At 65.2% G+C, this 16,759-nt stretch carries 15 protein-coding genes and 1 tRNA gene; 6 read left to right on the plus strand and 10 right to left on the minus strand.

All coding sequences use genetic code 11. The features are described from left to right. Positions 1-37 precede the first annotated feature (37 nt). From ppk1 to LIW09_RS03235, 4 genes are all read right to left on the minus strand, one after another. Positions 38-2,116 carry a polyphosphate kinase 1 gene (ppk1, locus tag LIW09_RS03220; protein WP_256646531.1) on the minus strand — a complete coding sequence of 693 codons (2,079 nt, stop codon included), beginning with the start codon at positions 2,114-2,116 and terminating at the stop codon, positions 38-40. Then, on the minus strand, positions 2,113-3,444 hold the full coding sequence (gene phoR, locus LIW09_RS03225; protein WP_256646533.1) for a phosphate regulon sensor histidine kinase PhoR: 1,332 nt from the start codon (positions 3,442-3,444) through the stop codon (positions 2,113-2,115). Before phoR ends, ppk1 begins: the two co-directional genes overlap by 4 nt. A 95-nt stretch (positions 3,445-3,539) precedes the next feature. Then, complete coding sequence (phoB, locus tag LIW09_RS03230; RefSeq protein WP_256646534.1) at positions 3,540-4,241, minus strand: phosphate regulon transcriptional regulator PhoB; 702 nt, start codon at positions 4,239-4,241, stop codon at positions 3,540-3,542. A gap of 75 nt (positions 4,242-4,316) precedes the next feature. Next, positions 4,317-5,936 (minus strand): M48 family metalloprotease, encoded by a 1,620-nt coding sequence (locus tag LIW09_RS03235; RefSeq protein ID WP_256646535.1) that lies wholly within the window; start codon positions 5,934-5,936, stop codon positions 4,317-4,319. 180 nt (positions 5,937-6,116) lie between these two features. Here LIW09_RS03235 and LIW09_RS03240 point away from each other — a divergent pair, with 180 nt between their 5' ends. The 3 genes from LIW09_RS03240 (at position 6,117) to LIW09_RS03250 (ending at position 7,828) form a co-directional block, all read left to right on the plus strand. Continuing rightward, positions 6,117-6,332, plus strand: coding sequence for a glutaredoxin (locus LIW09_RS03240; protein ID WP_338064842.1), 216 nt, complete (start codon positions 6,117-6,119; stop codon positions 6,330-6,332). After that, positions 6,329-6,715, plus strand: coding sequence for a carboxymuconolactone decarboxylase family protein (locus LIW09_RS03245; RefSeq protein WP_256646537.1), 387 nt, complete (start codon positions 6,329-6,331; stop codon positions 6,713-6,715). Before LIW09_RS03240 ends, LIW09_RS03245 begins: the two co-directional genes overlap by 4 nt. A gap of 108 nt (positions 6,716-6,823) precedes the next feature. Next, the gene (locus LIW09_RS03250) at positions 6,824-7,828 is read left to right on the plus strand and encodes an isocitrate dehydrogenase (RefSeq protein ID WP_256646538.1); all 1,005 of its coding nucleotides are present in this window, start codon (positions 6,824-6,826) and stop codon (positions 7,826-7,828) included. 94 nt (positions 7,829-7,922) lie between these two features. Here the strand turns inward: LIW09_RS03250 and LIW09_RS03255 are convergent, their stop codons facing one another. Beyond that, positions 7,923-8,690, minus strand: a complete 768-nt coding sequence (locus LIW09_RS03255; RefSeq protein WP_256646539.1) for a Bax inhibitor-1/YccA family protein — start codon at positions 8,688-8,690, stop codon at positions 7,923-7,925. 83 nt (positions 8,691-8,773) lie between these two features. Then, positions 8,774-8,858: transfer RNA gene (locus LIW09_RS03260), tRNA-Leu, on the minus strand. Positions 8,859-8,990: 132 nt separating this feature from the next. On the opposite strand from LIW09_RS03260, the gene LIW09_RS03265 reads away from it, so the two are divergent. Then, positions 8,991-9,500 (plus strand): acyl-CoA thioesterase, encoded by a 510-nt coding sequence (locus LIW09_RS03265; RefSeq protein WP_256646540.1) that lies wholly within the window; start codon positions 8,991-8,993, stop codon positions 9,498-9,500. Between the two features lie 42 nt (positions 9,501-9,542). Here LIW09_RS03265 and LIW09_RS03270 read toward each other — a convergent pair whose 3' ends face one another. Together LIW09_RS03270 and LIW09_RS03275 are read right to left on the minus strand one after the other, a co-directional pair. Next, a complete protein-coding gene (locus tag LIW09_RS03270; RefSeq protein ID WP_256646541.1) occupies positions 9,543-10,196 on the minus strand; it encodes a C40 family peptidase in 654 nt (217 codons plus the stop codon). A 151-nt stretch (positions 10,197-10,347) separates the two neighbouring features. Further along, the gene (locus LIW09_RS03275; RefSeq protein ID WP_256646542.1) at positions 10,348-10,899 is read right to left on the minus strand and encodes a C40 family peptidase; all 552 of its coding nucleotides are present in this window, start codon (positions 10,897-10,899) and stop codon (positions 10,348-10,350) included. Positions 10,900-10,958: 59 nt separating this feature from the next. Here LIW09_RS03275 and LIW09_RS03280 point away from each other — a divergent pair, with 59 nt between their 5' ends. Beyond that, positions 10,959-11,441, plus strand: a complete 483-nt coding sequence (locus LIW09_RS03280) for an FKBP-type peptidyl-prolyl cis-trans isomerase (protein WP_425507908.1) — start codon at positions 10,959-10,961, stop codon at positions 11,439-11,441. A 200-nt stretch (positions 11,442-11,641) separates the two neighbouring features. Here LIW09_RS03280 and LIW09_RS03285 read toward each other — a convergent pair whose 3' ends face one another. Continuing rightward, positions 11,642-13,603 carry an alpha/beta hydrolase family protein gene (locus LIW09_RS03285; RefSeq protein ID WP_256646543.1) on the minus strand — a complete coding sequence of 654 codons (1,962 nt, stop codon included), beginning with the start codon at positions 13,601-13,603 and terminating at the stop codon, positions 11,642-11,644. 85 nt (positions 13,604-13,688) lie between these two features. Beyond that, the gene (gene parE / locus LIW09_RS03290) at positions 13,689-15,578 is read right to left on the minus strand and encodes a DNA topoisomerase IV subunit B (protein WP_256646544.1); all 1,890 of its coding nucleotides are present in this window, start codon (positions 15,576-15,578) and stop codon (positions 13,689-13,691) included. Between the two features lie 166 nt (positions 15,579-15,744). Between parE and LIW09_RS03295 the strand changes: the two genes are divergently transcribed. Next, the gene (locus LIW09_RS03295; RefSeq protein ID WP_256646545.1) at positions 15,745-16,755 is read left to right on the plus strand and encodes a glucokinase; all 1,011 of its coding nucleotides are present in this window, start codon (positions 15,745-15,747) and stop codon (positions 16,753-16,755) included. The last annotated feature ends 4 nt before the right edge of the window (positions 16,756-16,759 follow it).

The raw sequence follows: 16,759 nt of genomic DNA on the forward strand, positions 1-16,759 counted from the left end.
CGGTTCATTCGGCATTATCCCTGATCGCGCGCCATGCTCAGATATACAGCCCTTCAAGCATGGACTGCTGCGCCGAAAACGGGGCTTCACCCTTGCCCGGCGTGCATTTCAGGTACTGGCCGTCGGCTTGCAGCTGCCAGGCGTTCTGGTTGTCGGCCAGATAGTTCAGCAGGCCTTCGCGATGGACGCGATGGGCGATCACCGGGTCCAGGATCGGGAATGCGGTTTCCACCCGGCGCAGCAGATTGCGTTCCAGCCAGTCGGCCGAGGAGCAGAACAACTCGGGCTGCCCGTCGTTGGCGAACCACCAGATGCGGTGATGTTCCAGGAAGCGGCCCACCACCGAGCGCACGCGGATATTGTCCGAAACGCCGGCAATGCCCGGGCGCAGCGCGCAGGCGCCACGCACGATCAGGTCGATCTCCGCGCCCGCCTGCGAGGCTTCGTACAGGGCGCGCATCACCTGCGGCTCGTTGAGCGCATTGATCTTGGCGATGATGCGTGCGTGCTTGCCGGCGCCGGCGTTGGCGGCTTCGCGCGCGATGCGCGTCAGCACGCCGTCATGCAGGGTGAACGGCGATTGCAGCAGGCGTCGCAGCTGCAGCGGTGCGGCGAGGCCCGACAGCTGCTGGAAGATCAGGTGCACGTCGTTGCCGATGTCGGCATTGGCGGTCATCAAGCTGAAATCGGTATAGGCGCGCGCGGTGCCGCTGTGGTAGTTGCCGGTGCCCAGGTGCACGTAGCGGCGCAGCGCGCTGCCCTCGCGGCGCACGATCAACAGCATCTTGGCGTGGGTCTTGTAGCCCACCACGCCGTACACCACCTGCACGCCGGCATCCTGCAGGCGGTCGGCCAGGCGCAGGTTGGCCTCCTCGTCGAAGCGCGCGCGCAGCTCCACCACCACGGTCACGTCCTTGCCGTTGCGCGCGGCCTGGACCAGGTGTTCGACGATGGGCGAGTTGTTGCCGGTGCGATACAGGGTTTGCTTGATCGCCAGCACGTCGGGATCGTGCGCGGCTTGGCGGATCAATTCCAGCACCGGCGCGAAGCTGTCGAACGGATGGTGCAGCAACACGTCGCCCTGCTGGATCAGGTCGAACATGGCCTCCTCGCCGTGCGGCAGGCGCGGCTGGAACGGGCGAAATTTCAGGTCCGGCCGCTTGACCAGGTCATACACCTGGATCACGCGGTTGAGGTTGACCGGGCCGTTGATCTTGTAGACCGCATTTTCCGCGAGGTCGAAGTTGGTCAGCAGCGCGTTGACCACATCCTGCGGACAGCGCTCGTCGATCTCCAGCCGCACTGCGCGCAGGTAGCCGCGCCCGATCAGCTCGTCGCGCAGCGCCAGTGCGAGGTTGTCCATGTCGTCCTCGTCGACGATCAACTCGGAGTTGCGGGTGACCCGGAACTGGTGCGCGCCGTTGACCTTCATGCCCGGGAACATCTCGTGCACGAACGCAGACAGCACCGTACTGAGGAACACGAAGTCGTGGAAGGCATCGCCATCGCCATCGGCATCGGGCAGGCGGATGATGCGCGGCAACGAGCGCGGCGCGCGCACGATGGCCAGGTGGCCCTCGCGACCGAACGCATCCTTGCCCTCCAGCAGCACCACCACGTTCAGCGATTTGTTGAGGATCTTCGGGAATGGGTGAACCGGATCCAGCCCCAGCGGCGACAGCACCGGCAGGATTTCGTTGAGGAAATAGGCGCGCAGCCACTCCGACTGCTCTTGCGTCCATTGCTCGCGCTGCAGCAAGCGGATGCCTTCGTCGGCCAGTGCCGGGCGCAGTTCGTCGTAGAAGCAGCGGTATTGCGCGTTCACCAATTCGGCCGCGCGATCATGGATGCGGCCCAACAGCACCGAAGGGTCCAGCCCGTCCATGCCGGCGGGCAAGTCCAGCTCCACGGCATGGCGCACCGCGCCGCCGCGGATTTCGAAGAATTCGTCGAGATTGGTGCAGGAAATGCACAGGTAGCGCAGCCGCTCCAGCAACGGCACCGACGCGTCCCGCGCTTGCGCAAGGACGCGAAAATTGAAGTCGAGCTGCGACAGTTCACGATTTGCGTACAGCGCCGGATCGCGCAGCGGGGATGGCGTGGTTTCTGCGTTCATGGCGAGAGGTCCGCGGGAGCATGTGGAGTGCGCGGGAGTACCCGGGCGGAATCGAAGCGACAGGCAAAGCGGCTGCCCTTGCCAACTTCGCTGGCGATGTCCAGTCGCGCGCCGTGCAGGCCAAGCACGTGCTTGACGATGGCAAGGCCCAGCCCGGTGCCGCCGGTGTCGCGCGAGCGGCTGGTGGAGACGCGGTAGAAGCGTTCGGTCAACCGTGGCAGATGCGTCGCCGGGATGCCGTGGCCAGAATCGCGCACGCTCAACGTGGCGCCGCCATCGGCATCATGGGTGAAGCAGACGCTGATGTCGCCGCCCTCTGGCGTGTAGCGCACCGCGTTGCTGACCAGATTGGAGAACGCGCTGTGCAGTTCCTTGCCTGCGCCCTGCAGGTCCACCTGCGCGGTGTCCTCGACGTGGATGCGATGCCGGCCCTGGCTGAGCGCTTCGGCTTCGCGGCGCAGGCTGGACAGCATCGGCGCCATCGCCACGGGTTCATCCGCCAGCGCGTCGCGCGCTTCCAGCCGCGACAGCGTGAGCAGGTCTTCCACCAGCCGGGTCATGCGCTGCGATTGACGACGCATTTCATCCAGCATCGGCGCCGTTTCCCGAACGTCGCCGTCATCCAGCATTTCCAGATACCCGTGGATCACCGTCAGCGGGGTGCGCAATTCGTGCGAGACGTTGGCCACGAAATCGCGGCGCATCTGCTCCAGGTGGGTGGTCTGGGTGATGTCGCGCGCGATCAGCAGCCACAGCTCCTCGGAATAGGGCAGCAGGCGCAGGCGCAGGCGCAGCGCGGGATTCGCAGGAGACGCGACATCGTTCATCGGCTCGGCATTGCGCCCGCTGGCCAGCCATTGCGCAACCGCCAGCGGTTGCAGGCTGCCGGCCAGCGATGCATTGCGGTGCGCCGGATGACGCAGGCCCAGCAACGGCGTGGCTGCCGCGTTGAACCACAGCACGCGCTGGCTGTTGCGTTCCACCACCACCACGGCGTCCGGCAGCACGTCGGCAGCGGCGCGATAGGCGCGCAGCATGGCCAGCAGGCGGCGCTTGCGCGTGCGCATCTCGGTCTGGCCGCGGAACAGCAGGCGATCCAGTTCATTCCACACGCCGCGTCCGTGTGCGGGCGCCAGGCGCCGACGCGAGGTCAGCCGGCGCAGGACGTCATGCAGCCTCCAGTAATGCCAGCCCACCACGGCCAGTGCCGCGACCGTCAGCGCCGACCATGGCTGCCCCACCATCAGCCCGAACACAAGCGCAGCCGCCAGCACCAGGGTGAGCTGGCCAAGCGTGCGGAACCAGGCGGTGCGTGCATCGGCTTGCATGCGTGGGGCGGGCCAAGGAGGAGGCGCGTTTCAGCGTAGCGCAAAACCTGCGGTACGCCGCACTCCGGGCGGTGGCGCGGCGTGCGTGGGGGCATTCAGCTCGCGGCGGAGAACCGGTAACCGGCGCCGCGTACGGTCTGCACCATCTCGTCCAGGTGATGCGGTTCCAGGCACTTGCGCAGGCGACGGATATGCACGTCCACGGTGCGCTCTTCCACATAGACGCTGCCGCCCCAGACGTGATCCAGCAGCTGCGTGCGGGTATAGACGCGCTCCGGGTGGGTCATGAAGAAATGCAGCAGCCGGTATTCGGTGGGCCCGACCTGCAGTGTCGTCGAATCGCCGTCGATCCCGGCAAACACGCGATGGGCAGCGCCATCGATGCGCAATGCGCCGATTTGCACGCTGCCGTCTTCGTCGTCCTCGCGCGAGCGCCGCAACACCGCGCGGATCCGCGCCAGCAGTTCGCGCGCGGAGAACGGTTTCACCACGTAGTCGTCCACGCCGGCTTCCAGCCCGCCGACGCGGTCGTTCTCTTCACCGCGCGCGGTCAACATGATGATCGGAATGTCGCGGGTCAAGGCTTCGCGCCGCCAGCGCCGGGCCAGCTCCAGGCCGCTGCTGCCGGGCAGCATCCAGTCCAGCAGGATCAGGTCGGGCACGCGCTCGGCGATTTGCGCCTGCGCCTGGCGCCCATCGCACGCCGGCATGGGCACGAAGTCGCCCTTGCGCAGCGCAAAGGCCAGCATGTCGCGGATAGCGGGCTCGTCTTCGACGATCAGGATGTGTTTTTGCATGTCATCGACAGGTCGCGCCACGGAAGCGGCGATTGCGTCATTACACGTCGATTGGGTGACAGTTTCGTGACTGTGTCAACGTTCGTCGTGCAGGCCGAGGCTGAGGCGGCCATTGGCCTCTTCGTCGTGCACGCCCTGGCGGCGCAGCTCCAGCACGGTGGGCGTGATGGCGGCAATGCGTGCATCGACACGGGCGCGGGCGTAGTAGTCCAGGTCCTCGCGCCGTTTCAGGTTGTTGAGCTGGACCAGTGCCTGCTCGGGCCGCCCTGACAGGTAGGCCGATTCGGCCCAGGCTTCGCCGGCGCGCACCGAGTCGCCGGCGATTTCGCAGGCGCGTGCATAGGCCTGCTGGAACGGCAGGTCGTTGCTGGCGTTGCCCAGCAACGGGCGCAGCACGGCCACGGCGCGCGTGCCAGCGTCGCGCGTATCGCGTTCGCCCAGCAGGCGCGCATAGGCCAGCGCCAGTGCGCGATGGGTGGGCATGCGGGTGAGCAGGGTTTCGAAACGGCGGTCGGCCTCGGCCACCCGGCCGGTGTGTGCCTCGGCCTCGCCGGTCGCGATCTGCACCCACAGGTTGTCGGGGTGCGCCTGTGCCAACGGCGCCAGTTCCTGCAGCGCTTCGGCATTCTGCCCCGCCTGCTGGTGGGCCAGCGCCAGCCCGTAGCGGCCGGCGGCGTCCAGCGGCTGCTTCGCCCGCATCTGCTGGTATTCGCGGATCGCCTGCGCGGGGGTGCTTGCGCTGAACACGCGCAGGCGTTCGCGCGCCCAGCTGAAATCGCCGCTGTCGCCCTGTCCCTGGCGGCTGTGGACACTGGTGGCGATTTGCAGGCCGGGCGGCAGCAGTGGATTGCTGCTGGGGGTAATGGCTGCGGTGCTGCCCAGCGCGGGCTCCAGCCTGGCGGCGCGCTCGCGCGCTTCGCTGATCCGGGCCAGGGTGAGCGGGTGCGTCTGCAGGTAGCCGGGGACGGCGCTGCGCTCGTCTCCCTGGTTCATCCGCACGGTGGATTGCAGGGTCTGGAAGAAATCCGCCATCGCCTCGGGGTCGTAGCCGGCATGGGCCATCAGCCGGATGCCGATGCGATCGGCCTCGGATTCGTTGTCGCGGGTGTAGTCGATCTGGCGTTGCTGCAGCAGTCCCAAGCCGGTCATCACCGCCGCCGACGAGGCGTCGCCGCTGGACGTGCCGCCGGCGTGCTGCGCGGCAATGATCGCGCCCAGCATGCCGAGCAGGATCGGCAGGCTGTCGCGCTGCGCTTTTTCGGCGCCTCGCAACACGTGCTGCTGGGTGACGTGGGAAATCTCATGCGCCAGTACGCCGGCCACTTCGTCCTCGCGGCTGGCCGCCAGCACCAGCCCGGAGTTGACCGCGACGTAGCCGCCGAGGGTGGCGAAGGCGTTGATCTGGCGTTCGCGCAGCAAAAAGAAGGTGAAGGGCTGTTGCGAGCGGCCGCTGGCCGACGCCAGACGCTGGCCCACGCCGTCCAGCCAGCCGTCCAGCAGCGGGTCATCCAGCACATAGCCTTCGTGGCGCAGCTGCGCCAGTACCATGGCGCCGTACTCGGCCTGCTTGGCCGGTGACAGGAGGTTGCCGGCAGACGAGCCAATGTCGGGCAAGCCGCGATCCTGGGCGATGGCGGCGCCGGTGCAAGCGGTCAGGGCAAGGGCAATGGCGGCGTTGAGCAGGAGGGGATTCATGCGGGCAGAATGGGCCTTGTAGGGCGACGTGGCGTGAATGGGGCTTGAGCGGCTGGAAAAATACGGGTACAGCCCCATATTCGACCAGCATTCCATCATTACGTTCAGGAGCCTACCGTGAGCGACACCGCCCAGCCCGTCATCACCCTCTACAGCACCGCCACATGCTCCTATTGCGTGATGGCCAAGAACTTCCTGAAAAGCAAGGGCCAGACGTGGACCGAAGTACGCATCGACACCGACCCCGCCGCGCGCGAAAAAATGATGGCGCTCACCAAGCGCACCAGCGTGCCGCAGATTTTCATCGGCGACGTCCACGTGGGCGGCTACGACGACCTGATGGCCCTGCATCGCGCCGGCAAGCTTGAACCCTTGCTGGAAGGGGCATCGGCATGAGCAATGAACAGGATCGCCTCAAGGAATTCACCGAATTCCGCCAGCGCATGAACAAGCGCATCCTGGACGAGCCAAACCAGGTCGTGCGGCGGTTCTTTGCGCTGGATACGCAGACCTATCAGGCCGGTGCGCTGGACGTGAAGACCAAGGAGTTGATGGGGCTGACGGCTTCGATGGTGCTGCGTTGCGATGACTGCATCAGCTACCACGTGGCCCAGTGCAAGGAGGCCGGCGTGACCCGCGAGGAGATGTTCGAGGCGTTTTCGGTCGGGCTGGTGGTGGGTGGCTCCATCGTCATCCCGCACCTGCGCCGCGCGGTGGATTTTCTGGATCGGCTGGAACAGGGCGAGGCCGAAGCGCCGGCCACCCACGACCATGGCTGAAGGTCGGCGGACATACGCCGTCGCACGGCATCTGCGATAATCGCGGGCTAATTGCCCCCACCCCGGCATCGCGCGGCGCGCGGCGCCGGCCTGTCTGGAAACTTGAAAATGACAACGATCACGGTCATCCGCGGCGACGGTATCGGCCCGGAAATCATGGATGCTGCCCTGTATGTGCTCGATGCCATGCAGCTTGGCCTGACCTACGACTACGCCGACGCCGGCATGGCGGCGCTGGAGAAGCACGGCGAATTGCTGCCGGCGGCGACCATGGAGTCGATCCGCAAGAACAGGATCGCGCTGAAGTCGCCGCTGACCACGCCGGTGGGCGGCGGGTTCAGCTCGATCAACGTCGAGTTGCGCAAGCGCTTCGACCTGTACGCCAACGTGCGCCCGGCCAAGAGCTTCCCCAATACCAAGTCGCGCTTCCCCAGCGGCGTGGATCTGATCACCGTGCGCGAAAACACCGAGGGTGCCTACATCGGTGAAGGCCAGGAAGTCTCGGCCGACGGCGAGACCGCGGTGCTGACCCAGAAGGTCACCCGCAAGGGCTCCGAGCGCATCGTGCGCTATGCCTTCGAACTGGCGCGCAAGACCGGCCGCAGGAAGATCACCGTGGTGCACAAGGCCAACATCCTGAAGTCCACCTCGGGGCTGTTCCTGAAGACCGCGCGCGAAGTGGCCGCGCAGTACCCGGACATCGAGTGCAACGAAATGATCGTGGACAACACCTGCATGCAGCTGGTGATGCGTCCCGAGCAATTCGACATCATCGTGACCACCAACCTGTTCGGCGACATCATTTCCGACCTGTGTGCCGGCCTGGTGGGCGGCTTGGGCCTGGCGCCGGGTGCGAACATCGGTCACGACGTGGCGATCTTCGAAGCGGTGCACGGCTCCGCGCCGGATATCGCCGGCAATGGCATTGCAAACCCGTGCGCGCTGCTGCTGGGTGCGGTGCAGATGCTCGACCACCTGGGTCAGCCCGAGAAGGCGGCCAAGCTGCGCGATGCCATCATCGCCACGCTGGAAGCCAAGGACAGCCTGACGCCCGATCTGGGCGGCGAAGGCAACACGATGTCGTTTGCCAGGGCGATCGCGTCGCGGGTTTGAACGATGCGTCGGGGGCGGGGCTGGTTCTCGCGCCCCGTCGAGTCGAAAAAAAGGGCACCGCGAGGTGCCCTTTTCCGTGCCCGGGCAATGCCGGTCAGTTGCGCGATTGCAGCTTGCTGAGCAGGCGCAGGATTTCCAGATACAGCCAGACCAGCGTGACCAGCAGGCCGAACGCGGCGTACCACTCCATGTACTTCGGCGCGCCGTGCTCGACGCCCTGTTCGATGAAGTCGAAATCCAGCACCAGGTTCAGTGCGGCCACGATCACCACGCCCACGCTGAACAGGATGCCGATGGTGCTGGAGCCATTGATGAAGCTCATCCCGCCGAAGCCGAAGAATTGCAGGGCCATTTGCGCCAGGTACAGCAGCGCGATGCCGCCGGTGGCTGCCACCACGCCCAGCTTGAAGTTCTCGGTGGCCTTGATCAGGCCGCTGCGATAAGCCAGCAGCAGGGCGCCCAGGGTGCCGAAGGTGAGGCCGACCGCCTGCACCACGATGCCGGGGAAGCGCAGCTCGAACATGCCCGATGCCGCGCCGAGGAACATGCCTTCAAGGACGGCATACAGTGGTGCGGTGTAAGGCGACCAGGTCTTCTTGAAGATGGTGACCATGGCCACGATGAAGCCGCCAATCGCGCCGCCCCACACGTAGGGCATGATCGCGCCGGGGTTGCCTGCGGCCATGGCCGAGGTGAATTGCGCCCAGCTGAACAGCGCGCCGGCCAGGGTCAGCACCAGCAGCAGCGCCGTTTTGTTGACGGTGCCGTTGAGCGTCATCGCATCGGCGTTGCCGCGCACCAGGGTGCCGCTGCCGAGGTCGAGGAAGGTGTTTTCGGAAAGTGCGGGGTTGCCGCTGCGCATGGCGTCGATCCTGTCGCGATCCGGCGAAATGCCGTCCCGCAAGGATAGCCCGGCACGCGGGCCGCGTCACCGCCAAGCTGGACTGGTGCGAAAGGCGGGACTCGAACCCGCACGCCTTGCGGCACTGGAACCTAAATCCAGGGCGTCTGCCAATTCCGCCACTTTCGCGCGCATGCATTGTATGCGCGCGCGCACTTGCATGGCACCGCTGGCTGCGACAATGATCGGATTCGCTGCTGCGCCGGTGGTTGCATGTCGGCTGGCACAGCATGACCTTAGTCAGGAATGGGGGGAGCCGGGATGAAGGGACACCAACGCCAGTTGACCATGCGCTTCCTCGCCGAGCCTGCCGACGTCAATTTCGGGGGCAAGGTGCATGGCGGGCAGGTCATGAAGTGGATCGACCAGGCCGGCTATGCCGCGGCAGTCGGCTGGAGCGGGCACTACAGCGTGACCGTGGCGGTGGGCGGCATTCGCTTCGTCGCGCCGATTCGCATCGGGGATCTGGTCAGCGTGGAAGCCATGCTGATCCATACCGGCAACACGTCGATGCATTTTGCGGTGGATGTGCGCGCCCGCGATCCGCGCGAGGACGAAGCCGAGGCCCGCCTGTGCACCCATTGCGTGATCGTGTTCGTGGCGATGGATGCCCCGGAGGGGGCGCCGGTGGTCGTGCCGGCATGGGAGCCACGCAACGACGAAGATCGTCGGTTGACCGAATACGCCATGCAGGTGATGGCGCTGGGCAAGGGCGTGGAGCAGACCGTGGCGCGCTATCGGCAGGCGACGGACGCGGCGCGAAAACAATGACGCCGCCCACGGGCGGCGTTCATGCGGCAGGTTGTGGCGACCTCAGCTGCCAGCGGCCAAACGCCGCGCTTCCAGGTATTTCTGCGACCAGTAGCCGCTGGTGAGGCTGGATACGGTGACATCGCGGCCAGTGCGCGGTGCGTGCAGGAACTGCCCGTTGCCGATATAGATGCCGACGTGATCCACGTGCCCGCGGCGGCCGAAGAACACCAGATCGCCTTCGGTCAGCGCCTCGCGGCTGTCCACCCGGGTGCCTTCGTTGGCCATCGAGCGGGACACGCGTGGCAGGTCGATGCCGATGGTGCGGAACACGTAACCGACCAGGCCGCTGCAGTCGAAGCCGTTCTCCGGCGAACTGCCGCCCCAGCGGTAGGGCGTGCCCAACAGGGCGAACGCGCGCTGCAGGACGGTCTTCACCACGGACGAACTGCCGGGGGCGTCCTTGGCCTGCTGCAGGGCTTCAAGCTGGGCCGCCAGCGGCGCGGTGTCGGGAGTGGCGATCGATGCGGGGGCTGGCAACGTCACGCTGGCAGCTGCGGTGACGGTTGCGGACGGTGCTGCCTCGGGCTTTGCGGCCGGCGGATTCATGGCCAGTGCCGGCAGGCTGCAGGCAGCCAGCGCCAGGACGAGGAAGATCCGGAATCCGCTGCGAACGCGCAGTGCGGAATGGCCGTGGGGCAGGTTCGCTGTCTTCACGCGGTCATCACGATGCCAAAACAGGGGCGACTATGCCCCGGATGGCCGGTTGAAGGGTTCAAAAAACGTTAGGGCGGCCAACATGAATGGGGAGAACGGCGGCGGATGCCTGTTCATGTTTGTGAAATCGGGCGGGATAGGCTGCCCTGGATCACAGCAGCAGCCGCCGCGCGCCGCTGTAGTGCTGCTTCCACCAGTGGCCGTCCAGCCGGTCCAGGCGCACGGTTCCTCCCGTGCTTGGCGCGTGGACAAAGCGGCCTTCGCCCACGTAGATGCCGACGTGACTGACCGTGCCGTCATTGCCGAAAAACACCAGGTCACCGCCGGCCAGCTTGTCGGGCCGGATACGTGGCCCTTCCATGGCCGCCAATTCATGGGTGGTGCGCGGCAGGCGCAGGTTCAACATGTCGCGGAACACGTAACCCACCAGCCCGCTGCAGTCGAAGCCGCCTTCCGGGGTGTTGCCGCCATAACGGTAGGGCGTGCCCACCAGGCTGATGGCGCGCATCAGCACGGCATTGGCGCGCACCGGATCGGCCGGCGCCAGCACCGGCCAGTCATGCCCGGGAACGCTGCGCGGTGGCGGCTGGCGGGCGACATTGCCGCCTCCGCAGCCGGCGAGTGCGGCCACCAATGGCGCTAGCAGGGCATAGCGTCGATAATGCGCGCCCGGTCGCTGGTTGCAGTCGGCTGGTTTCATCATCGCGCAGTGTTGCCGGATCCGCATGCGGCGGCAAGCGCCCAACCGAAAGCAGGCATGTCATGAAGATCGAAAAAGACCGCGTTGTTCGCTTCCACTACGCCGTGGCCGAAGCCGGCAAGGAGGCGCTGGAGAACTCGAAAGACGTTGGCGAGCCACTGACCATCCTGTTCGGGCGCGGCCAGATCATCCCCGGTCTGGAGAACGCGATGGACGGCCATGAAGCCGGCGACACCTTCAAGGCGGCGGTGACTGCTGCCGAGGCCTATGGCGAACGCCGCGAAGGCCTGACCCAGCGCATCCCCAAGAAGCATTTCGGGGAACAGAAGCTGTCCCCCGGCATGCAGGTCGTGCTGAACACCAACTTCGGCCCGCGCGCAGTCACCGTTGAAAAGGTGGGCATGAGCGTGGTGGACGTGGACCTGAACCACCCGATGGCGGGCAAGGATCTGGAGTTCGACATCGAGATCGTTGAAGTCCGCGAGGCCAGCGAGGAAGAAATCGCCCACGGCCACGTGCATGGCGAGGGCGGTCACCAGCACTGAGCCATCGGACGCACGCGTGACAAGCAAACGGCCCGCATTGCGGGCCGTTTGCTAATGGCGGGATTGAGTGCCAGCGCCAGTAATCAGGTGGTCGTCAGGCCATTGTGTGGGTGCAGCGTGCGTGCTGCACCCACTGTGAAAGCGTTCCTCAACGGCCCCACGCAAATCGAAGGCGGCTGGCGCCGCCTTCGAATGGTCGTTCAGTGCTTGTCTGGCCCGATGTACTTGCCGAGGAAAGCTTCCATGCGTTTATAGAGTTCAGCTCGGTTTTCCGGCTTGTAATAGCCGTGTCCTTCTCCCGAGGCGACCATCGTTTCAATCGGCACGCCATTGCTCTTGAATGCATCTCGCAGCGAGTCAAACTGTTCCATCGGCACGCGCCGGTCAATCATTCCCTGCGCAATAAAGACCGGGATCTTGATTTTCCCGACGTTCTGCGACGGTGACCAAGCCCTGAGTTGCGCCACGTCGGTACCGAGCACGCGATCAAGGTAGCGTCTGCCTGATGCGGAATCCTTGACGTCGCCAGCCTTCTTCATGACCAGCAGGTCATACACGCCGACGTATCCAATTGCACACTTGTACAGGTCCGGGTAGCGAATGGGCTGCATCAGCGCGGCATAGCCGCCATAGCTTGCGCCATACGTGCAGATCCTGCTTGGATCGGCAAGTTTGTTGGAAATGGCCCAGTTCACGCTGTCGGCCAAATCATCCTGCATGCTGCCGCCCCATTGCTGGTAGCCGCGCTCAATGAACTCCCTGCCGCGGCCCCCGGAGCCACGATAGTTGACCTGCAGGACCGCATAGCCGCGGCTGGCGAAGAATTGTGCGTCGCTGTTGTAGCCCCAGGTATCATAGATGCCGTGCGGGCCGCCATGCGGCATGACCAGCATCGGGCGCGGGCCAGCGCCTGCAGGTGCGGTAAAGAAGCCGTGCAGCGTCAGGCCATCCCTTGACTTGAAACTGACGGGAATCGTGGAGGCAAGCGATTCAGGCTTGATCCACGGCATTGCCCTGTCGATCAGTTGAATCTTGTTGCCGGCTGCAATGTCCAGGGTGTACCAAGCTCCCGGATTACGGTCGCTCCATACATAGAACAAAAGCTTGTCGTCGCTCTTGCTCCAGTTGATGAACGACAGCATCTGCCCCGGGAAAGCCTTCATCAAGCCAGCATGCAAGCCTGCCCATTTCGATCCCGGATCAAGATACTCGATGGAGGGCTTGGCCTCGTCGTAGATCACGCCAAATGGGGGGCCATCGTGGCCAGAGTAGAGGATGCGGGAAATTTCTTCGTCGCCGCGTCCTGCCAGCCTGATGCGTGTGCCTAGGGCCAGATTGACCTTGTACAGCTGCGCCGGTTCAGCCTTGTCAACGATCGTTGCATAGGCGGTATTGCCATCCGGCTCCACGTAAAGGAGGTTCATGTCGTAGCCTGCCAGCGATTTCGGCACGGGCTGCCAGTCACTTGCGGCGACCGGGCGGTACATCAGGACGGGGAGGTCGTTGTCGTCTTTCGTGGCTCTCAGGCGCGCGTGCCCGTCATGATCGAATTGGAATGTGGCGCTGTCTTTGCTGTACTCAATCTGCTCGCGGCTACCTGTGCGGGTGTCGACCTTGTAGATGGTCGTGCTTTGGTCCTCATCCCCTTCCCGCTCGGGCCAGGCGGTGAATTCGACCAGCACCTTGCCAGGTTCCTGATCAAGCGTCATGGCAACGGAAGCAAAGCCATGATCCTTGCGCCGCCCGCTGATCGTTCCGGAGTCCCGGATGAAGGCGAACAATGTGTTCTGCGTCTTGCCCCGGATGTCCGAACTCATCAGCTCGCCGTAGCTGACCGGCTGTGTCTTCAGCGGGTCGCGCTTGGCGCGGGATACCACGACCTGATCATCGGAGCTCCAGATGATGTTGCCAACGTGCTGTTGGCGGCCAAACCGGAGCGCTTGTACGTCCTTCCCGCCATCCAATGGAATGATATGGAGCTGGGTTTCCATTCCATCCGCTGAGGGGACGGCTATTGCAATGTGTTTGCCGTCCGGCGACATTGCAACCTGGTCGATTGCAGCGTGCTTTGCGAAGTCCATGTAGCCAAGTGCTTGGGCGGGAGCGATGTTCGGGACAGCACAAGCCAATACCGCAGTTAGAAGCGGTGCAGCAAGTTTCATTATCGATTTCCCCATGTGACCGAGAGTTTCGGTAGGGCGGAATATTACTTCAAGCACGTTGTGCCGAGAAAGCTCGGGATCGCCTTCACACCTCCAGCGTCGCCAGGTCGCCCTTTTGCTCCAGCCAGGCCTTGCGGTCGCCGGCGCGCTTCTTGGCCAGCAGCATGTCCATCAGGCCGCGGGTGGCGTGGTCGTCGTCCACGGTGAGTTGCACCAGTCGGCGGGTGTCGATATGCATGGTGGATTCGCGCAGCTGCTGCGGGTTCATTTCACCCAGCCCCTTGAAGCGGGTGACATTGACCTGGCCCTTGAGCTTTTCCCGCGCGATTTTTTCCAGCAGCAAGCGCTTTTCTTCTTCGTCCAGCGCGTAGAACACTTGCTTGCCGACGTCCACCCGGAACAGCGGCGGCATCGCCACGAACACATGGCCGGCGGCCACCAGCATGGGGAAATGCTTGAGGAACAGGGCCGTCAGCAGGGTGGCGATATGCAGGCCGTCGGAGTCGGCGTCGGCCAGGATCACGATCTTGCCGTAGCGCAGGCCGTCGATCGCGTCCTTGCCCGGGTCGCAGCCGATGGCCACGGCCAGGTCGTGCACTTCCTGCGAGGCCAGCACCTGCCCGGAGGCCACTTCCCAGGTGTTCAGGATCTTGCCGCGCAACGGCAGGATGGCCTGGAAATCCTTGTCGCGGGCCTGCCTGGCGCTGCCACCGGCGGAGTCGCCTTCGACCAGGAACAGTTCGGTGCGGGAGAGGTCCTGTGAAATGCAGTCGGCCAGCTTGCCGGGCAGGGCCGGGCCTTGCGTCACCTTTTTGCGGACGATCTGCTTTTCGGTCTTCAGGCGGGCCGAGGCGCGTTCGATCGCGAGCTGGGCGATCCTCTCGCCGAACTCGGTGTTGGAATTCAGCCACAGGCTGAAGGCATCGTGCGCCGCCCCTTCCACGAAGCCTGCGGCCTGCCGCGAAGACAGGCGTTCTTTTGTTTGCCCGGAAAACTGCGGGTCGGTCATTTTCAATGACAGCACGAAGGCGACCCGATCCCATACGTCTTCCGGCGCCAGCTTCACGCCGCGCGGCAGCAGGTTGCGGAAATCGCAGAACTCGCGCAGCGCGTCGGTGAAGCCCGTGCGCAGGCCGTTGACGTGCGTGCCGTGTTGCGCGGTGGGAATCAGGTTGACGTAGCTTTCCTGCACGAGCTCGCCGTCGGGAACCCAGGCCACCGCCCAATCGACGATTTCGGTGTCCTTCTTCAAGGTGCCGACGAACAGCTCCGGCGGCAGCAATTCGCGTTCCGCCAATTCGCCGCGCAGGTAATCGCGCAGGCCATCCTCGTAATGCCACTGCACCCGCTCGCCGCTGGCTTCGTCGAACAGCGAGACGGTAAGGCCCGGGCACAGCACGGCCTTGGCGCGCAGCAGGTGCTTGAGCGCGCGCAGGTTGAACCTGGGCGTGTCGAAGTAGGTGGGGTTGGGCCAGAAGCGCAGGCGGGTGCCGGTGTTCTTCCTGCCCACGCTGCCAATCGTGTTCAGCGGCGACGTGCGGTCGCCGTTGGCAAAGGCCATGTGGTATTCGCTGCCGTCGCGCTTGATGAACACATCGACCTTGGTCGACAGCGCGTTGACCACGCTCACGCCGACGCCGTGCAGGCCGCCGCTGAAGGTGTAGTTCTTGTTGCTGAATTTTCCGCCGGCATGCAGGCGGGTCAGGATCAGCTCCACGCCGGGGATTTTCTCCTCGGGATGGATGTCCACCGGCATGCCACGACCGTCGTCGGCCACCTCGCAGCTGCCGTCGGCGAACAGGATGACCTCGATGCCGCGCGCATGCCCCGCCAGCGCTTCATCGACGCCGTTGTCGATGACCTCCTGCGCGAGGTGGTTCGGTCGCGAGGTATCGGTGTACATGCCGGGCCGGCGCTTGACCGGGTCCAGGCCAGAGAGGACTTCGATGTCGGCGGCGTTGTAGCGGGTATTCATTTTCTGTCTATCGGATTTTGCGTGGCGTCTCGGGGCGCCAGTGTGTGGCCTTGCGCAGGGTTTTGCACGCATGCGGGACTCCCTGCCGCTGCCCGTACAATGGCGCCGCAGGGAATGGCTTGGCGTTGCCCGAATGGTTTGCGAGGGGGTTTCAGTGGTGGATGTCATGGGTCGTGCCGAGGCGCGCACGGCCGCACAGCAGTTGTTGGCGGCAGACGTCGGTGGCACCTATGCCCGGCTGGGACTGGTGGACATTGCGGGTGAAGCCATCGCGGTGGGATTCCATCGTCGCTATGCCTGCGCGGAATTCCCGGGCTTGGCTGCGATCCTGCGTCGCTTCCGCGAGGAACTTGCCGCCGGCGCCGGGGAGGCATACCCCACTGTTTGCGTGGTGGCCATCGCCGGCGTGCTGCAGGGTGACATGTTGCTCAACAGCAACCTGCCGTGGCAGGTGTCGCTGGCCGAGGCGCGGGCCGAGGCCGGTATCGAGCATCTGCACCTGATCAACGATTTCGAGGCGCTGGCATGGGCGCTGCCAAAAATCCCTCATGCGCAGATGCAGATGCTGGGCAGCGGCGATGGCAATGGCCTGCGTTTGCCGGCGCTGCTGCTGGGGCCGGGCACCGGCCTGGGCGCAGCGCTGGTGATCGATCAAGGCGGGCGCCCGGGGGTGCAGCCCAGCGAAGCCGGGCAGGCCGGGCTGGTAGCCAACACGCCGCTGGAACTCGACGTGGTGCGCCTGCTGCAGGCGCGCTTCGGGCACGTGGCCAGCGAACGCTTGTTCTCGGGTCCGGGATTGATGAATCTGTATCAGGCGCTGTGCGAGCTGCGCGGCGTACCCCCGCGCTTGCATGCGCCAAGCGATTTGGTGGATGCCGCAGACAAGGGGCGCGACCTGTTGGCGGCGGAATGCGCTGCGTTGTTCTGTCGTTGGCTGGGCAGCTTCGCCGGCGACCTTGCCATCACCTTCCGCGCGCGCTCGGTGTGCCTGGCGGGGGGCCTGACCGGGCATTTGCAGCACTACCTGCGCCAGGGCGGCTTCATGCAGCGCTTCCTCGACAAGGGCGTACTCTCCGACACCTTGCGCGAGGTGCCCGTCGTCACCATCGAGCACGGCCAGCTGGGGCTGATCGGTGCTGCCGCGTGGCATGCCGCGCGGGCGCGAGGGGACGCCTGAGCAG

Origin of the sequence: Thermomonas paludicola (assembly GCF_024498955.1) — a bacterium.
Taxonomy (GTDB): domain Bacteria; phylum Pseudomonadota; class Gammaproteobacteria; order Xanthomonadales; family Xanthomonadaceae; genus Thermomonas; species Thermomonas paludicola.